The sequence below is a fragment of the Trichococcus collinsii genome (genome assembly GCF_900107505.1).
Classification (GTDB): Bacteria; Bacillota; Bacilli; order Lactobacillales; family Aerococcaceae; genus Trichococcus; species Trichococcus collinsii.
Genome location: NZ_FNQH01000002.1, coordinates 442459 through 455967 on the forward strand (window position 1 = coordinate 442459; position 13509 = coordinate 455967).

Here is a 13509-nt window from a genome sequence, read left to right on the forward strand (position 1 = left end):
CAGCGTTATCAGTAATATTTCGTGCAGTTCCTCCTTTTGTAACATTTCTGCAACATTACTTTTTTTATGGTCACTGTTGACATTTAAAGTTTTACTGCGCTATACTTACGGCAATTAACCAATACAATAAAAAGCGATGAAAAAGACAGTAGAATCGGGATTTTGTCCTATAGAGAGTCAGCGGTTGGTGTAAGCTGATGCAAGCCTGGATTCGAATTACACTTTGGAGCTTTCTTATGCACATAAGCGGTCGGCATACGATACATGTCAGAGTGGCAAAATCTTTCCTATTCGGGATGATTCTGCAAGCTGGGTGGTAACACGGTAACTATCGTCCCTGTTCAAACAAGTATTTTCTTGTCTGGACAGGGATTTTTTTGCATATAAAATTACAAGAAAAGGAATGAAGCACATGAATATCATCGACGAATTAGAATGGCGCGGCGCCATTAACCAACAAACGGATGCAGCAGGTTTACGCAAATTAACGGAGGATGATCAGATCGGCCTTTATTGCGGCGTTGACCCCACCGGTGACAGCCTGCATATCGGACATCTGATTCCCTTTATTGTATTGAAGAGATTCCAACTGGCCGGGCACAGACCCGTTATCCTGATCGGGGGCGCGACCGGATCAATCGGCGATCCAAGCGGAAAGAGCGAAGAGCGTGTTCTGCAATCGATGGATCAAGTCGTCGCGAACGCAAATGCTTTGACCTCTCAAATGAAGAAACTGTTCCTTTCCGACAGTTCGGCTGACATCCGTCTCGTCAACAACTATGACTGGACCAAAGATTTGACACTACTGGATTTCCTGCGCGACTTCGGCAAGAACTTCAATATCAACACGATGTTGGCCAAAGATATCGTAGCGAGCCGTCTGGACACCGGCATTTCTTTCACCGAATTCACTTACCAAATCCTGCAATCCATGGACTTCCTGCACCTTTTCCAGAATGAAGGCGTCAACCTTCAGATCGGCGGCCAGGATCAATGGGGCAACATCACTGCCGGTTTGGATCTGATCCGTAAAAAAGAAGGCACGGAAGCAAAAGCTTTCGGTTTAACGATTCCGCTGATGCTGAAGGCGGACGGCACGAAATTCGGTAAGACTGCCGGCGGTGCTGTCTGGTTGGACCCTAAGAAAACAACGCCTTACGAGTTCTACCAATTCTGGGTGAACCAGGACGATCGTGATGTCATCAAATACCTGAAATATTTCACTTTCCTTTCGAAGGAAGAAATCGATACGCTGACTGAAAAAGTAGAAACAGAACCGCACAAACGCGAAGCCCAAAAAGTGTTGGCATCCGAAATGACGCGCTTCGTCCACAGCGAACAGGCCTTGGCGGACGCATTGAAGATCACCGAAGCCTTGTTCACCGGCGAAGTAAAGGAATTGACTGCCAGCGAAATCGCTGAAGGTTTCAAAAATATGCCGACATTTGAATCCGACCTGAAAGAACAGGATTTGGTCACTTGGCTAGTCGATCTCGGCATCGAACCGTCACGCCGTCAATCACGCGAAGACATCCAAAACGGTGCCATCTCTATCAATGGTGATAAAGTTACAGATCTGGAATTCGTCATCACTGCCGAAAATTCTTTCGAAGGCCGCTTCATCTTAGTACGCCGCGGCAAAAAGAAATATTTCCTGGTTAAATTGGTGGCTTGATATGACAACCCCACAACTCTTTTCACGTGACGCCGCACTCCGGTTGGAACCGGTCGAGAGCATGGAACAAATCAATGAACTGTCGCGCTTGGCCGACATCATCTGGCATGAATACTATCTGCCGATCCTGGGACCAGCACAGGTAACCTATATGTTGGAAAACATCCAATCCAGAGCGAATCTTGAAGAGGATATCGAAACAGGCAAATTGGATTATTTTCTCATCAAAAGTGGGGGCCAATCCGCCGGTTACTTGGCTATCCAATTGCTGGACGACAAACTGTTCATCAGCAAGCTCTACCTGCTGCAGGAAGCCCGCGGACAAGGCTATGCCTATCAGATCATGCAGAAAATGGTCGATTTGGCCACCAGGGAACGGAAAAAAGTCCTGGAGCTTACCGTCAACAAATACAACGAAGGTTCCATCGCATTCTATGAAAAATACGGTTTTGTGCGCACAGAATCAATTGTCTCCCCCATCGGAGGCGGCTTCGTGATGGACGACTACGTCTACCAATATCCGCTCGCACCAAAACGATAGACAACAGAAATAGAGGACAGCTGAACATTTGCTCAGCTGTCCTCTATTTTTTTACGCTTCCTAATTCGACCACTCTTTCGGGCTCCATATCCGCCCATCAAGTTCGCCCTCCATCTGTTCCATCCGTTGATGCTGTTCTTGGAAGAGTTTTTTCGTTTCCTGGAAAAGTGCTTTTTGCCGATAATCCTTGCTCGCTTCCACTAAATGATCCAGCTGTTCTTGCACCCAATGTTCAGTCTCCATTATCGTCCTCCACTTTACCTTTATCCAAGCTGATTGCCTTCCATCTGTGCCAACGTCCACGCCAGATCATCCAAATGCTCACGGTTGTCCTCCAAAACGGCAAGCAGATGCTCCACCAGTTGCTGATCCGCTTCGGAAAGCCCCGCTTTCCCGAGCGACTGTAGCTGGAGTTTGAACCAATTTTCCGATGCCGTCAGACTGGCATCGTTCTCTTTGGACAAATATTGCTGATAGCTGATCAGCAATTCTTTCTTCTTGCTGTCACTTAGATAATCGAATTTCGAAACGACGAGCGTCGGCAAGTACACCATGCTGCACTTACTTGCCATCGCTTGAAACGGCCGGGTCAGTTCCGAAATCGTGAAGCCTTCCCTGCCCCCCGCTTGGTATTCGCGTTCATTCACACCCAGGGCCAGAACGAGACCGAATTCTTTCCCCGCCAGCCTGCTGCCTTCAGATCCATAAGCGAAACCTTCAGTCAGCACGACATCCTGCCATTGCTTCAACAAAGCAGGCGAACTGTACCAATAGAACGGGAATTGGAAGATGATGCGGTCATACTGGAGCAATTGCTGTTGTTCGGCCTCTCGATCGATCTGGCCATCCGGATAAACCGATTCGAGATGGTGCCAAGTCACCCCTTCAGCCGGAAGACTTTCCCACAGAAACCTTTGCGTATTCGAATCAGCCAGCGTCGGGTGGCTGACTATGATCAATGTTTGCATCCTTTCACCTCATTTACTCAATAGTTCTTCATCCGCATCATAACAAGCTGCCGGCCAGAGTTCAAGTTGCACGCTCACTCAGCACGAAACCAACAAAAATCCCTCCCTTCGCCAGCCGGTTAATCCGGAAGCAAAGAAAGGGACAGCTTTTGTTACAGGTTTTCGGTGATGTTCAGTGCCTGTTCCTGCGCCTTCAGGCATAGTTCCTGCGCCTTGAAGATATGTTCCTGCGTCATCGCATTTTCGGTGCGGTTGATGCAGTCTAAAATCATTTCGCCGAAGAACGGGAATCCGACTTCGCCCGCCAATGAGTAATGCTCCTCGCCATCCTTCGTCACCAGGAAAAGGTGATCGCCAGTCTGTTCAGTCGCAACGTTGATGTATTTGCGGATTTCGATCGTCCCTTCCGTTCCGGTGATGAACGTGCGACCATCCCCCCATGTTCCAAGTCCGGCCGGCGTGAACCAATCGACTTTGAAGATGAAGGTTGCGCCATTATCGCCTATGAGCGTAGCATCACCGTAGTCCTCCAATTCAGGTGTAGTCGGATTATTATAGTTCCCGACCTTGCTGTGAAGCACTTTCGCGTCAGTATTTCCCGTATAATAAAGGAACTGCTCGATCTGGTGGCTGCCGATGTCGGCCAAAATACCGCCGTACTGTTCTTTTTTAAAGAACCAATCCGGACGTTTCTCTTTGTCAAGACGGTGCGGTCCAAATCCTGTCACTTGGATGACGCGGCCGATCCTGCCCTCTTCGATCAGTTGGCCGGCAAATACGGCGCCTTCCACATGCAGCCTTTCGCTGAAATAGACCCAATATCTTTTCCCGGTCTCGGCAACGACCTTTTTGGTCTCTTCCAGTTGTTCAAGTGTCGTGAAGCCGGTCTTGTCCGTGAAGTAGTCTTTCCCTGCCCGCATAACGCGGTTGCCCAATGCGCTACGTAAATTAGGCACTGCCGCAGCTGCGACCAGTTGGATCTCCGGATCTTCCAGAATCTGTTCCAACGACTCGGCGACCGCCACATCTGGGAAAGATTCCAAGTAATTTGCTACCTTTTCCGCATCTGGATCATACACATATTTGATTGTGGCACCGGCTTCGATCAAGCCGTTCGTCATGCCGTTGATGTGCCCGTGATCCAGTGCTGTTATGCCGACATTGAATGCTCCCGGTTCTACTACCCGATTGATTTTCCCTTTCGGAGCATAATTCATTCCATCTTTACTTCCCACTCTTGCAGCCTCCTTCATTATTATAGGAAGAAGTTCGAAGAGAATTTCCTCCGAACTTCTTCATCCGATTGATCAGAATAGGTTTCCGTAACCCAATTCCAACAGATAGTCACGGGATATTTTCAGACTTTCGAACGGATCCACACCGTAAGTGTCATCCTGTTCAACCAATAGATAGCGCACGCCTGAAGCGATGCTCTCTTCGATGATGTCCTTCAAAGGCAGGCTGCCTGTCCCCAATTCAGCGAATTGGATGACATCCGTGAAAGCAGCCATGAATTTCGCATGTTCGCCTTTGTAAAGCGCGTCAAAGGCTTCATCAGGAATAGCGGCAATACGATAATCCTTCAAGTGGATCAATTCCACTTTGCCTTTATAGTCCTTGATGACTTCAAGCGGATTTGCTCCGCCGCGCTGCACCCAATGGACATCCAATTCAAATCCCAATAACGGCGCTTTTTCGCGGATGATGTCCAATAGGAATTTGCCGTCATATTTGCGGAATTCGATGTGATGATTATGGTAGTACAAAGTGATACCGTCTTCTTTCAGCTTGTGGGTCACTTCGTTCGCGTCCTGACAGAATTCCAGTACTTTATCCAAGCTGGCCATGGCATCGAAAGGCAAGATGCCTATGCGCAACAGATCCGTTCCGACTGCTTTGCAGTCAGCCACAATTTTGTCGTAGTCGGTCGTCAAAGATTCACCGCCCGGCATCTGCGGCTTCAAGGCAGCGGTCATAGATGCGATTTCCATCCCAAAATCGGCTGTCGCTCTTTGGATTTGGGCGATATTCTCAGGTGTTGTCGCCACTTGCGAGATTTCGATCGAGTTGTAGCCGATTTCGTGCAATTTCTTCAACGTTTCGTAAGGCCCTATTTCTTCAAAACTTTTTTTGATTGTTGACGCTTGTACACCTATCTTAACTTTCGACATTTATGATTTCCTCCATTTCGATTGTACGCTTTTCTTTCGACGATAATTTCATCGCATCAATCATCAGCATGGCTGGTAAGGCATCCCGGACTGTCACATAATCATCCGTATCCGCTTCGATCGCTTTGTAGAAGCGCTGGATCAAGGCAGAATGGCTCGGACCGTAATAAAATTTCGTCCCTTGCAGCGGCGTGTCCTGCAAGTGCAGTTCTTTTTCTCCGGAACTGTTAGAGCGGTAAAGACAGTTGTCTTTGATTGTGAATTTTGCCTTTTCGGTGATGACCTGCAATTCTACGCTGGAATTCTCGACATAAGCATTGGTCGACATGTAAAAGCCGCGCGCACCGTTCTTGAATGTGAAATTCGCGACGGCAGTGTCCTCGACTTCGATGTCATAATCTGTGATGTTCGACAGACTGGCTTTGCAGCGGTCGATTTCCCCACCCAAGAGCTGCATCAGATCAAGCGTATGGATGGCTTGGTTGATGATAGATCCTCCGCCGGCAAATTCCATCTGCCCGCGCCATGGTTTGGTTGTGTAATAGCTTTCAGGCCGGTGCCAAGCAACCAGACCTTTCACTCCTGTCACTGCCCCGACATTCTCCTCCTCGAGCAATCTTTTGAGTTCCAAAAAAGTTTCGTTGTAGCGATTTTGAAAACACACGCCTATCTTCTTGCTGCCTTCCTCTGCCAAGGCGAGAGTCTTCAAGCCTTCTTCATAATCCAAAGCTAAGGGCTTTTCCTGGAAAACATGCACACCTTTTTCGATGCAGCGTTTCGTGATCGGATAATGCAGATAGTGCGGCAAGCAGATATGTACCACATCCAATTCCTCTTTTTCCAACATCGTTTCTACGTTTGTGTAAAAAGGCACATCAGGATATTTGGTCTTCAAGGCTTCATTTATGTCGCAGACCGCAACCAATTCACCGTTGTCGCTGGCGTCGATAGCATATTTGTGGACAGGCGATACATCTCCTAATCCGATTATTGCCGCTCTTAACATCTCTGATCACGTCACTTTCTTATTTTCTTTGTTCAAACTTACCCTCTTCAGCGATGCGTTTGTTCAGCTCTGCCAAGTACAGATCACCGTCCACATTGTAGTCCACTTCTTTATCCAACCAAGAGGACAAGTGCATTGCATTCGCCAATGTCACACCATTGATGCCTTCTTCGCCGTTTGCCAATAAAGGCTCGCCGTTTACGATATGATCGGCAAAATTATTCAACACAGAAATGTGCTGCAGACCTTGCGGTGTAACGAACTCTTCTTCTGTGACCTTAACGTAATCTTCCATATTGATCTGTCCCATGAAGAGTCTCATGACATCCTGCATATCCATGTTTTCGGATAGTTCAGCTTCAGGAGCAGTCAATTGTTTCACAATCAGTTTTTTCGAATCTTCGACGATGATTTTTCCTTTCGTCCCAAATATTTCGAAGCGGTCCGTCCCGACAATGTCGTTTGTGCAAGTGATGAATGAACCGGTAGCACCGTTGCCGAAGTCTAAGAGTGCGTTCACTTCATTTTCAACGACAATCTTACGGCCTGCCCCATATTGCAGTTTCGCGTATACTTTTTCAGGTTTTCCACAGATCCATTGCAGCAGATCCAATTGGTGAGGAGCTTGGTTCACAAGCACGCCGCCGCCTTCTCCGCCCCAAGTTGCACGCCATGCGCTCTGATTGTAGTAGCCTTGCGGTCTCCACCAAGTTGTGATGATCCACGTAGCGCGCTGCAAATCGCCGATTGCTTTTTCATCCATCAATTGTTTTACTCTGCGGTAAAGCGGGTTTGTGCGTTGGTTGAAGAAGATCGCAAAAGTCGTTTCTGGGTATTTCTTCGATGTTTCGATCAAGCGTTCCACATCTTTCGTATAAACACCTGCCGGCTTTTCGCCCAACAAGTGGATGCCGCGTTCAAGGGCCGCGATCCCCATCACGCAGTGGTCATAGTGCGGGACAGTCGTTACGATTGCGTTTACAATACCGGATTCCAAAAGATCCAGGTAATTATCGAAGAAAGGCAGTCCAGGAAAATCTTCAGCGATTTTAGCTTTTTTAGCCGGATCGTTATCGCAGATTGCTGCCAACTCGATGTTGTCGTTCAGACGCTCATCGTTGTTCTTGAAGAACCCTGCGTACATGCCGCCTTCTGCACCATAACCAATAATTCCTAATTTCACTTTTTCTGTCATTCTCATCATTCTCCTTTTTGTATGCTGATTCTATTGTTTTTTCTGTAATTACTTGGTGTACTGCCCATGTTCTGTTTGAAATATCTGCTGAAATGGGCATCGCTTTCAAAACCGCATTCGCCGGAAATCATTTTGATGGATTTGGATGGCTCCATCAATAATGCCGTGCATGCTTGTGATAGCCGATATCCCATCGCATAAGCCATAATGGTATTTCCTGTGATTTCTTTGAAAGCATGGGACAAATAAGATTTGCTCAAGTTAAGGGCTTGGGCGATATCATCGATATTGAACGAGTCACGGTAATGCCTGAAAATGTATTCCGAAACCTTTTCTGCTATCTGCGTTTTTTCATCGACATAGGCCTGTCCTTTTTCTACGATCTTATCCGTTGAAGAATCTATCATCAGAAGCAGCTGGACTAAAGCCAGTTTGCGTTTCGCTTCATTTGCATAAGATTGGTCCAATTGCTGCAAATGATTCATTTCCCGGATAGCATTTTCCAACAGGAGTTCATCCTTCTTGCGGAAAGTTCGAATGAGCCCATTGCGATTTTCAGTAAAGAATCGCAAGAGATAATCAATGTTCAGGTCATTCAGTAAAGGTGCGATCCAGTCAGCATCGAAATGGACGATACTGCGTTCATAGGCATCCTTGTCCCCAATTACATAGGCACGGTGAACCGTCATCCCATCCATCATCAGCAAGTCGCCGGGCTGAAGATAATAAATTTTATTACCGACCAGGAACCGACAATTTCCGCCGTGGAACAGGAATATTTCATATTGCGGATGTGTATGGAAATCAAGGGCATAGGCTTGTCCTTTGACGTGATATCCGATCAATAATTTTTCAATGATACGTGTCACCTCCCTCTCTTTGACACTTTAGAGTATAAAATAACAGCGGTTACAATTCAATGTCCTGAAATGCTTACATTTTCAAAATAATTGACCGAGAGTGCTTATTGTTGTTCGAAAAAACAAAGTCGAGAAAAAATTCCCTCGACTTTACTTGTTGCAGCAGTGTTTTTGGTGATTTGTGAACGAAATGGTACATTAGTTGGATAGTCGTATCCTAGTAGTTGAGTTCTGATTCGCAGAAACCTGTGCCTAACACTGAGCTCAGGATTCATCACACACTGATTATAGTTGAACTCTGAATTGCAGAGGGTTCCGCCTAAGTTGACATTACGTCACGGCCAAAAAGCGGCCGTTCTCGTAATGTCCTCTTAGTGCTCACCCTCTAAACGCAATTCATCGTATCCTCCTATAATTTAGCTTGCCATTTTTCTGTCCAAACTAGGTCGTTGTGGGCGCCTTTGAATTCGGATTTGCCTTCTAGTTTGTCGATGACTTGTTTGATTGTTTCTTGGTTGTTGTGGTAAGCATTGATGAATGTTTTCACCATGGTCGCATCATGCAAATGTGTCGTGAAGTTCAATGACACGAATGCATGCGGAACTTCCCAAACGAACCATGGAACTTCGTTTGCCATGGCAGTACTCCATTGGATGCGGTAATTGTTTTGTGCGCCGTAGCCAACGATATCAGAAACTTCTAGAGCGAAGTCCACTTCATCACGGTATTTCAAAGTAGCGCCTTTAACGCGTGAACCACGTTCGTTGACAGTCACTTCGTAGCCGCGGCTTGTCAATTCATCAATGAACAGTTGTTGTGTTGCTGAACCGGCATCATTGATTCCGCCTTTTTCGCCTTCCAAAATGTACAAGCGGATGCGTTTGTGATCGACTGGGTTAATCGGCAAGTTATTTTGGGTATCTTTGATCAAAGAAATACCTTTATCAGCAGCTTCCGCTCTCCATTGCAGATGTTCTTCACAGCCGATTACGTTCAAGTCTTCTCGCGTACGCAACAATGTGCCGTTTACTTGTTTTTCAGGCAAATGCAATTTAGCTTTCAACCCCAAGATACGACGCAAAGCATCAGTCAAACGTTCTTCCGTGATGACGCCGTTTTGGTAGCCTTTCAACATGAATCCGAAGTCTTCTTCGATGTTGTTGAAGAAAAGGAACATATCACAACCAGCAGCGATCGCTTTTGGAACATAATCTTCGCGACGCATAGCGGATGTCATGCCCAGCATGTGCGTTGCATCGGTGATGACAAGGCCATTGAAGTTCAATTCGCCCTTCAATTCATCTTGGATCAATTCTTCTGCTAATGTTGCCGGCATAATGTCTTTGTCTTCCAAAGCAGGGTTCAATTCTTTTTGCAAAGCAGGGACTGCAATGTGTCCTGCCATAATCATTTCAACACCGCGATCGATGTGGTTTTGGTAAACTTTACCGAATGAAGCGCGCCATTCTTCAGGGCTCAATTCATTGATTCCCAACACCAAATGTTGGTCGCGTTCTTCCGTTCCGTCTCCCGGGAAGTGCTTGATGCATTGGATAACGCCATCTTCCATGTTTTCACCGTTTTCAGCAGTCAATCCATCCAAATAAGCATTTGTATATTTGATGACTGTTTCTGCATCCGTACCATAAGCACGCGTGTTCACGATTGTGTTTCTCCAGTTGTAAAGGATGTCCACACATGGGTCGAAGTTGACGTTGACGCCTAAAGCTTTTTCTTCACGAGCAGAAACCAGACCTGCATGATAAGAAACTTCCGGATCCCCTGCAGCTTCACACTGTGCACCAGAAGCGATGTACGTACCCTCGCCGCATGCGCCGTTTCCGCCTGCATCGCAGTTAGCAGCTACCAATAGAGGGATTTTGGACATGGATTGCAAATCGTTCAACAAATCTTGGATATCTTCTTTTGAATTGCCGTGGTAACGTGCGCCACCGATATGGAATTTTTCGATGATTTCTTTGTTTGTGAAGTCGTTCCCTGAGAAAGCATCGTTACCGAAGAAGAAAAGGTTCGTGAACAATTGTCCTACTTTTTCTTCATCTGTCATACCAACGATCGTATCGTTTACCCAAGCGACCTGTTTGTCGTTCAGATTGTACGGTTTTGCTTTTAAATCAACTAATTTTGGCACTTTTGTTCCTCCTGTTAACGTAATATTACTATTTTGAAATCATGAAATGATATTAATCGAATTGTGCCAATAAAGCATGGAATTCCCCAAGCACTTTTTCTTGGTAAGCTCCTGCATACTCTTTGTTCAGGAATTTTTCAATCGCTTCATTGCTCAGACGTTCCCAAGAGAATTCTTCTTTTCCAAAGAGAATCGGATAATAGAATACGCCATTTACCGCTGCCGCTTGTTCATCTCCAGGTGCGTCGCCGACCATCAAAATTTCGTCCGCTGCATAGCCTTTCGTCAAAAGATCAGCAATAGCGTCCGCTTTGCTGCCGACTTCTTGTCCGTAGATTACGTCAACTTGCGGCATCAGATTATGTCTGTTCCATTCGCTGTTCAAAGCTTCGCTGTTGGCTGAGCTTACGATTGCGACATCCGTCAGGCCATGGATTTTTGTCAATCCTTCCAGAACGCCAGGGAAAGGTTTATCTTCTCCCGCCAATTCCGTTTCGATGCCTTCATTGACTTTTTTGCTCCATACCAGAGCTTTTTCCAGATCTTCGGAAGACGCTTTTGCGATTTCTGCTTCCAGTGATGCATTCGATAACGATGGCGCATTGTTTGCCCAAGCGGTCAGTGCCGTAATATCGCCGATGTCTTCGCCTTTTTCCTGCGCTTCGATCAACGTCAGGACCAATGCTTTGAAGCGATTGATGCCGCGTGTGCTTGAGAACAAGTTGATGCGGTTCCAGTCAGCCAAAAAAGTTTCGCGATCTTTGATGCCATACTCATCCGCTGCTAAAGGACCGAAGAAACGCTCGTGTTTCACGTTCATCGTATCCATTGCGCAGCCGTCGGAATCGACACATACTAAGAATTGTTTTTGTTTCGTGAATTGTGTTGGGTGTGTAGACATATTTTTTCTCTCCTAACTTGATATCAAAAAAAGGGCAGATAGAGAAGAACTGTGCAACACATTTCGTTCTATCTGCCCTATTCAATTACCTAAACTTATACGCCTGAATATGCGTTGAAGCCGCCATCGATCGGCAATACAACGCCGTTCACAAAGCTTGCAGCTTTCTCGTCAGCCAAGAACAACAAGCCGCCGATCAATTCATGCGGTTCGCCGAAACGGCCCATTGGTGTGCCGTTCAGGATTTTGCCTGTACGAGGAGTCGGTGTGCCATCTTCATTGAACAATAGCGCTTGGTTTTGCTTTGAAACCAAGAAACCAGGAGCGATCGCATTGACCCGGATGCCTACGTGCGAGAAGTGTACAGCCAACCATTCAGTCAAGTTGGAGATAGCAGCTTTTGCGCCTGAGTAAGCAACGATTTTTGTCAATGGTGTGAAACCGTTCATGCTTGAGATGTTGATGATGTTAGCGCCCGGACGGCCAACCATGTCTTTAGCAAAAACTTGTGTAGGCAATACTGTACCCAAGAAGTTCAAGTTGAAGACGAATTCGATGCCGCTTTGTTCCAAGTCGAAGAACGTTTTTGTTCCTTCAGGCAAATCAGTTTCATGGTACTCGTTGTCAGTCGTTGCGCGCGGGTTGTTGCCGCCTGCTCCGTTGACCAAGATATCCACTTCGCCTAATTCGGCTACGACAGCTTCTTTGGCTGCTTGCAGACTTGGCAATTCCAATACGTTGGCTTTGAATGCTTTAGCGATGCCACCTTCAGCTACGATTTCGTCAGCGTATGCTTGTGCGTTATCCAAGTTTAAGTCCAAAAGGGCTACTTTAGCGCCTGCTCTGGCGAATTCTTTCGCGAAATAAGAGCATAGAACGCCGCCTGCACCTGTTACTACTACTACTTTATCGGTAAAATCATGTACGAATGGGCTTGTCATGGTGATTTTCCTTCTTTCTTATTGTTGTTTTTGAGCTTTCAAGTTTTTCTTCACTGCTTCTTCCAAACCATTCAGGTAGGTTGCACCTAGCGCACGGTCATACAAACCATAACCTGGTTTACCTGTTTCTCCCCAGATCATACGGCCATGGTCTGGACGGATGGCACCTTCAAAGCCGCCTTCCACACATGCTTTTACTACTTCATACATATCAATGGATCCCATTTCAGACAAGTGAGCAGATTCTTGGAATGAACGTCCGCCGACCAATTTCACGTTACGTGCATGCACGAAGTTCACACGTTTTTTAGCAAGCATATCTTTCAAGATAGCCACTGCATCGTTTTTAGGATCTGATGCGAATGAACCTACGCATAGCGTAACACCGTTATATTCGCTGTCGTACAATTTGATGAAACGGTTCAATGCTTCTCCGCCAGTGATGATACGCGGTAATCCGAAGATGCTGTATGGAGGATCATCAGGGTGAATAGCCATTTTCACGCCGGCTGCCTCAGCTGTAGGCATAATAGCTTTGATGAAGTATTCTAGGTTTTCCCATAGTTTTTCTTCGTCAACTTCTTTGTATTCATCCATTAAAGCGTTCAATTCTTCAGAAGTGTAGCTTTCGTCCCAACCCGGAAGAGAAAGCGTACGTGGATCCATTTTGTTTACTTCTTCTTCATCGAAGATCAATGCATTTGAACCATCTGGTAATTCGTATGCCAAGTTGGAACGAGTCCAGTCAAAGATTGGCATAAAGTTGTAACATACAACCGGAATTCCTGCTTTGCCTAAGTTACGTAAGGTTTCTTTGTATGCATCGATGTATTGATCACGGTCTGGGCGACCCAATTTGATGGATTCGTGAACCGGAACAGATTCAATAACAGAGATGTATAAGCCTTCAGCTTCAACGTCCGCTTTCAATTTTTCGATTCTTTCCAGTGGCCACGGTTGACCAACCGGGATATCGTAAACTGCTGTAACGATTCCTTTCATACCAGGGATTTGACGGATATTTTTCAGTGTAACTGGGTCCTCATGACCGTACCATCTGAATGACATTTCCATTGCAATACACTTCCTCTTCTTTTTT

13 protein-coding genes and 1 other annotated feature are annotated in these 13509 nt (G+C 46.2%); of the genes, 2 read left to right on the plus strand and 11 right to left on the minus strand.

Features of this window, described 5'->3' with window-relative positions:
- Positions 1-127 precede the first annotated feature (127 nt).
- Positions 128-342, plus strand: a binding site (T-box leader).
- A 70-nt stretch (positions 343-412) separates the two neighbouring features.
- Both tyrS and BLV66_RS06455 read left to right on the plus strand, forming a co-directional pair.
- The gene (tyrS, locus tag BLV66_RS06450) at positions 413-1675 is read left to right on the plus strand and encodes a tyrosine--tRNA ligase (protein ID WP_086987289.1); all 1263 of its coding nucleotides are present in this window, start codon (positions 413-415) and stop codon (positions 1673-1675) included.
- A gap of 1 nt (position 1676) precedes the next feature.
- Positions 1677-2216 (plus strand): GNAT family N-acetyltransferase, encoded by a 540-nt coding sequence (locus tag BLV66_RS06455; RefSeq protein ID WP_086987288.1) that lies wholly within the window; start codon positions 1677-1679, stop codon positions 2214-2216.
- Positions 2217-2276: 60 nt separating this feature from the next.
- Here the strand turns inward: BLV66_RS06455 and BLV66_RS06460 are convergent, their stop codons facing one another.
- The 11 genes from BLV66_RS06460 to uxuA all read right to left on the minus strand — a co-directional run bounded on the left by BLV66_RS06460 (position 2277) and on the right by uxuA (position 13484).
- A complete protein-coding gene (locus BLV66_RS06460) occupies positions 2277-2459 on the minus strand; it encodes a hypothetical protein (RefSeq protein WP_086987287.1) in 183 nt (60 codons plus the stop codon).
- A gap of 20 nt (positions 2460-2479) precedes the next feature.
- Complete coding sequence (locus BLV66_RS06465) at positions 2480-3184, minus strand: NAD(P)H-dependent oxidoreductase (RefSeq protein ID WP_086987286.1); 705 nt, start codon at positions 3182-3184, stop codon at positions 2480-2482.
- A 152-nt stretch (positions 3185-3336) separates the two neighbouring features.
- Positions 3337-4419: a Gfo/Idh/MocA family protein gene (locus tag BLV66_RS06470; protein WP_086987285.1), complete on the minus strand. Its 1083-nt coding sequence runs from the start codon at positions 4417-4419 to the stop codon at positions 3337-3339.
- Positions 4420-4491: 72 nt separating this feature from the next.
- On the minus strand, positions 4492-5355 hold the full coding sequence (locus tag BLV66_RS06475; protein WP_086987284.1) for a sugar phosphate isomerase/epimerase family protein: 864 nt from the start codon (positions 5353-5355) through the stop codon (positions 4492-4494).
- Positions 5342-6361, minus strand: coding sequence for a Gfo/Idh/MocA family protein (locus tag BLV66_RS06480; RefSeq protein WP_086987283.1), 1020 nt, complete (start codon positions 6359-6361; stop codon positions 5342-5344). The genes BLV66_RS06475 and BLV66_RS06480 overlap by 14 nt, the downstream gene beginning before the upstream one ends.
- 19 nt (positions 6362-6380) lie before the next feature.
- Positions 6381-7556, minus strand: a complete 1176-nt coding sequence (locus BLV66_RS06485; protein ID WP_086987282.1) for a Gfo/Idh/MocA family protein — start codon at positions 7554-7556, stop codon at positions 6381-6383.
- A 5-nt stretch (positions 7557-7561) separates the two neighbouring features.
- Entirely contained in the window at positions 7562-8425 is an 864-nt protein-coding gene (locus BLV66_RS06490) for an AraC family transcriptional regulator (RefSeq protein WP_086987281.1), read from the minus strand.
- A gap of 400 nt (positions 8426-8825) precedes the next feature.
- On the minus strand, positions 8826-10568 hold the full coding sequence (locus BLV66_RS06495) for a glycoside hydrolase family 3 protein (RefSeq protein ID WP_086987280.1): 1743 nt from the start codon (positions 10566-10568) through the stop codon (positions 8826-8828).
- Between the two features lie 52 nt (positions 10569-10620).
- A complete protein-coding gene (locus tag BLV66_RS06500; protein ID WP_086987279.1) occupies positions 10621-11469 on the minus strand; it encodes an HAD family hydrolase in 849 nt (282 codons plus the stop codon).
- A 95-nt stretch (positions 11470-11564) separates the two neighbouring features.
- The gene (locus BLV66_RS06505; RefSeq protein ID WP_086987278.1) at positions 11565-12410 is read right to left on the minus strand and encodes an SDR family oxidoreductase; all 846 of its coding nucleotides are present in this window, start codon (positions 12408-12410) and stop codon (positions 11565-11567) included.
- A gap of 18 nt (positions 12411-12428) precedes the next feature.
- A complete protein-coding gene (gene uxuA, locus BLV66_RS06510; RefSeq protein ID WP_086987277.1) occupies positions 12429-13484 on the minus strand; it encodes a mannonate dehydratase in 1056 nt (351 codons plus the stop codon).
- Between the last annotated feature and the right edge of the window lie 25 nt (positions 13485-13509).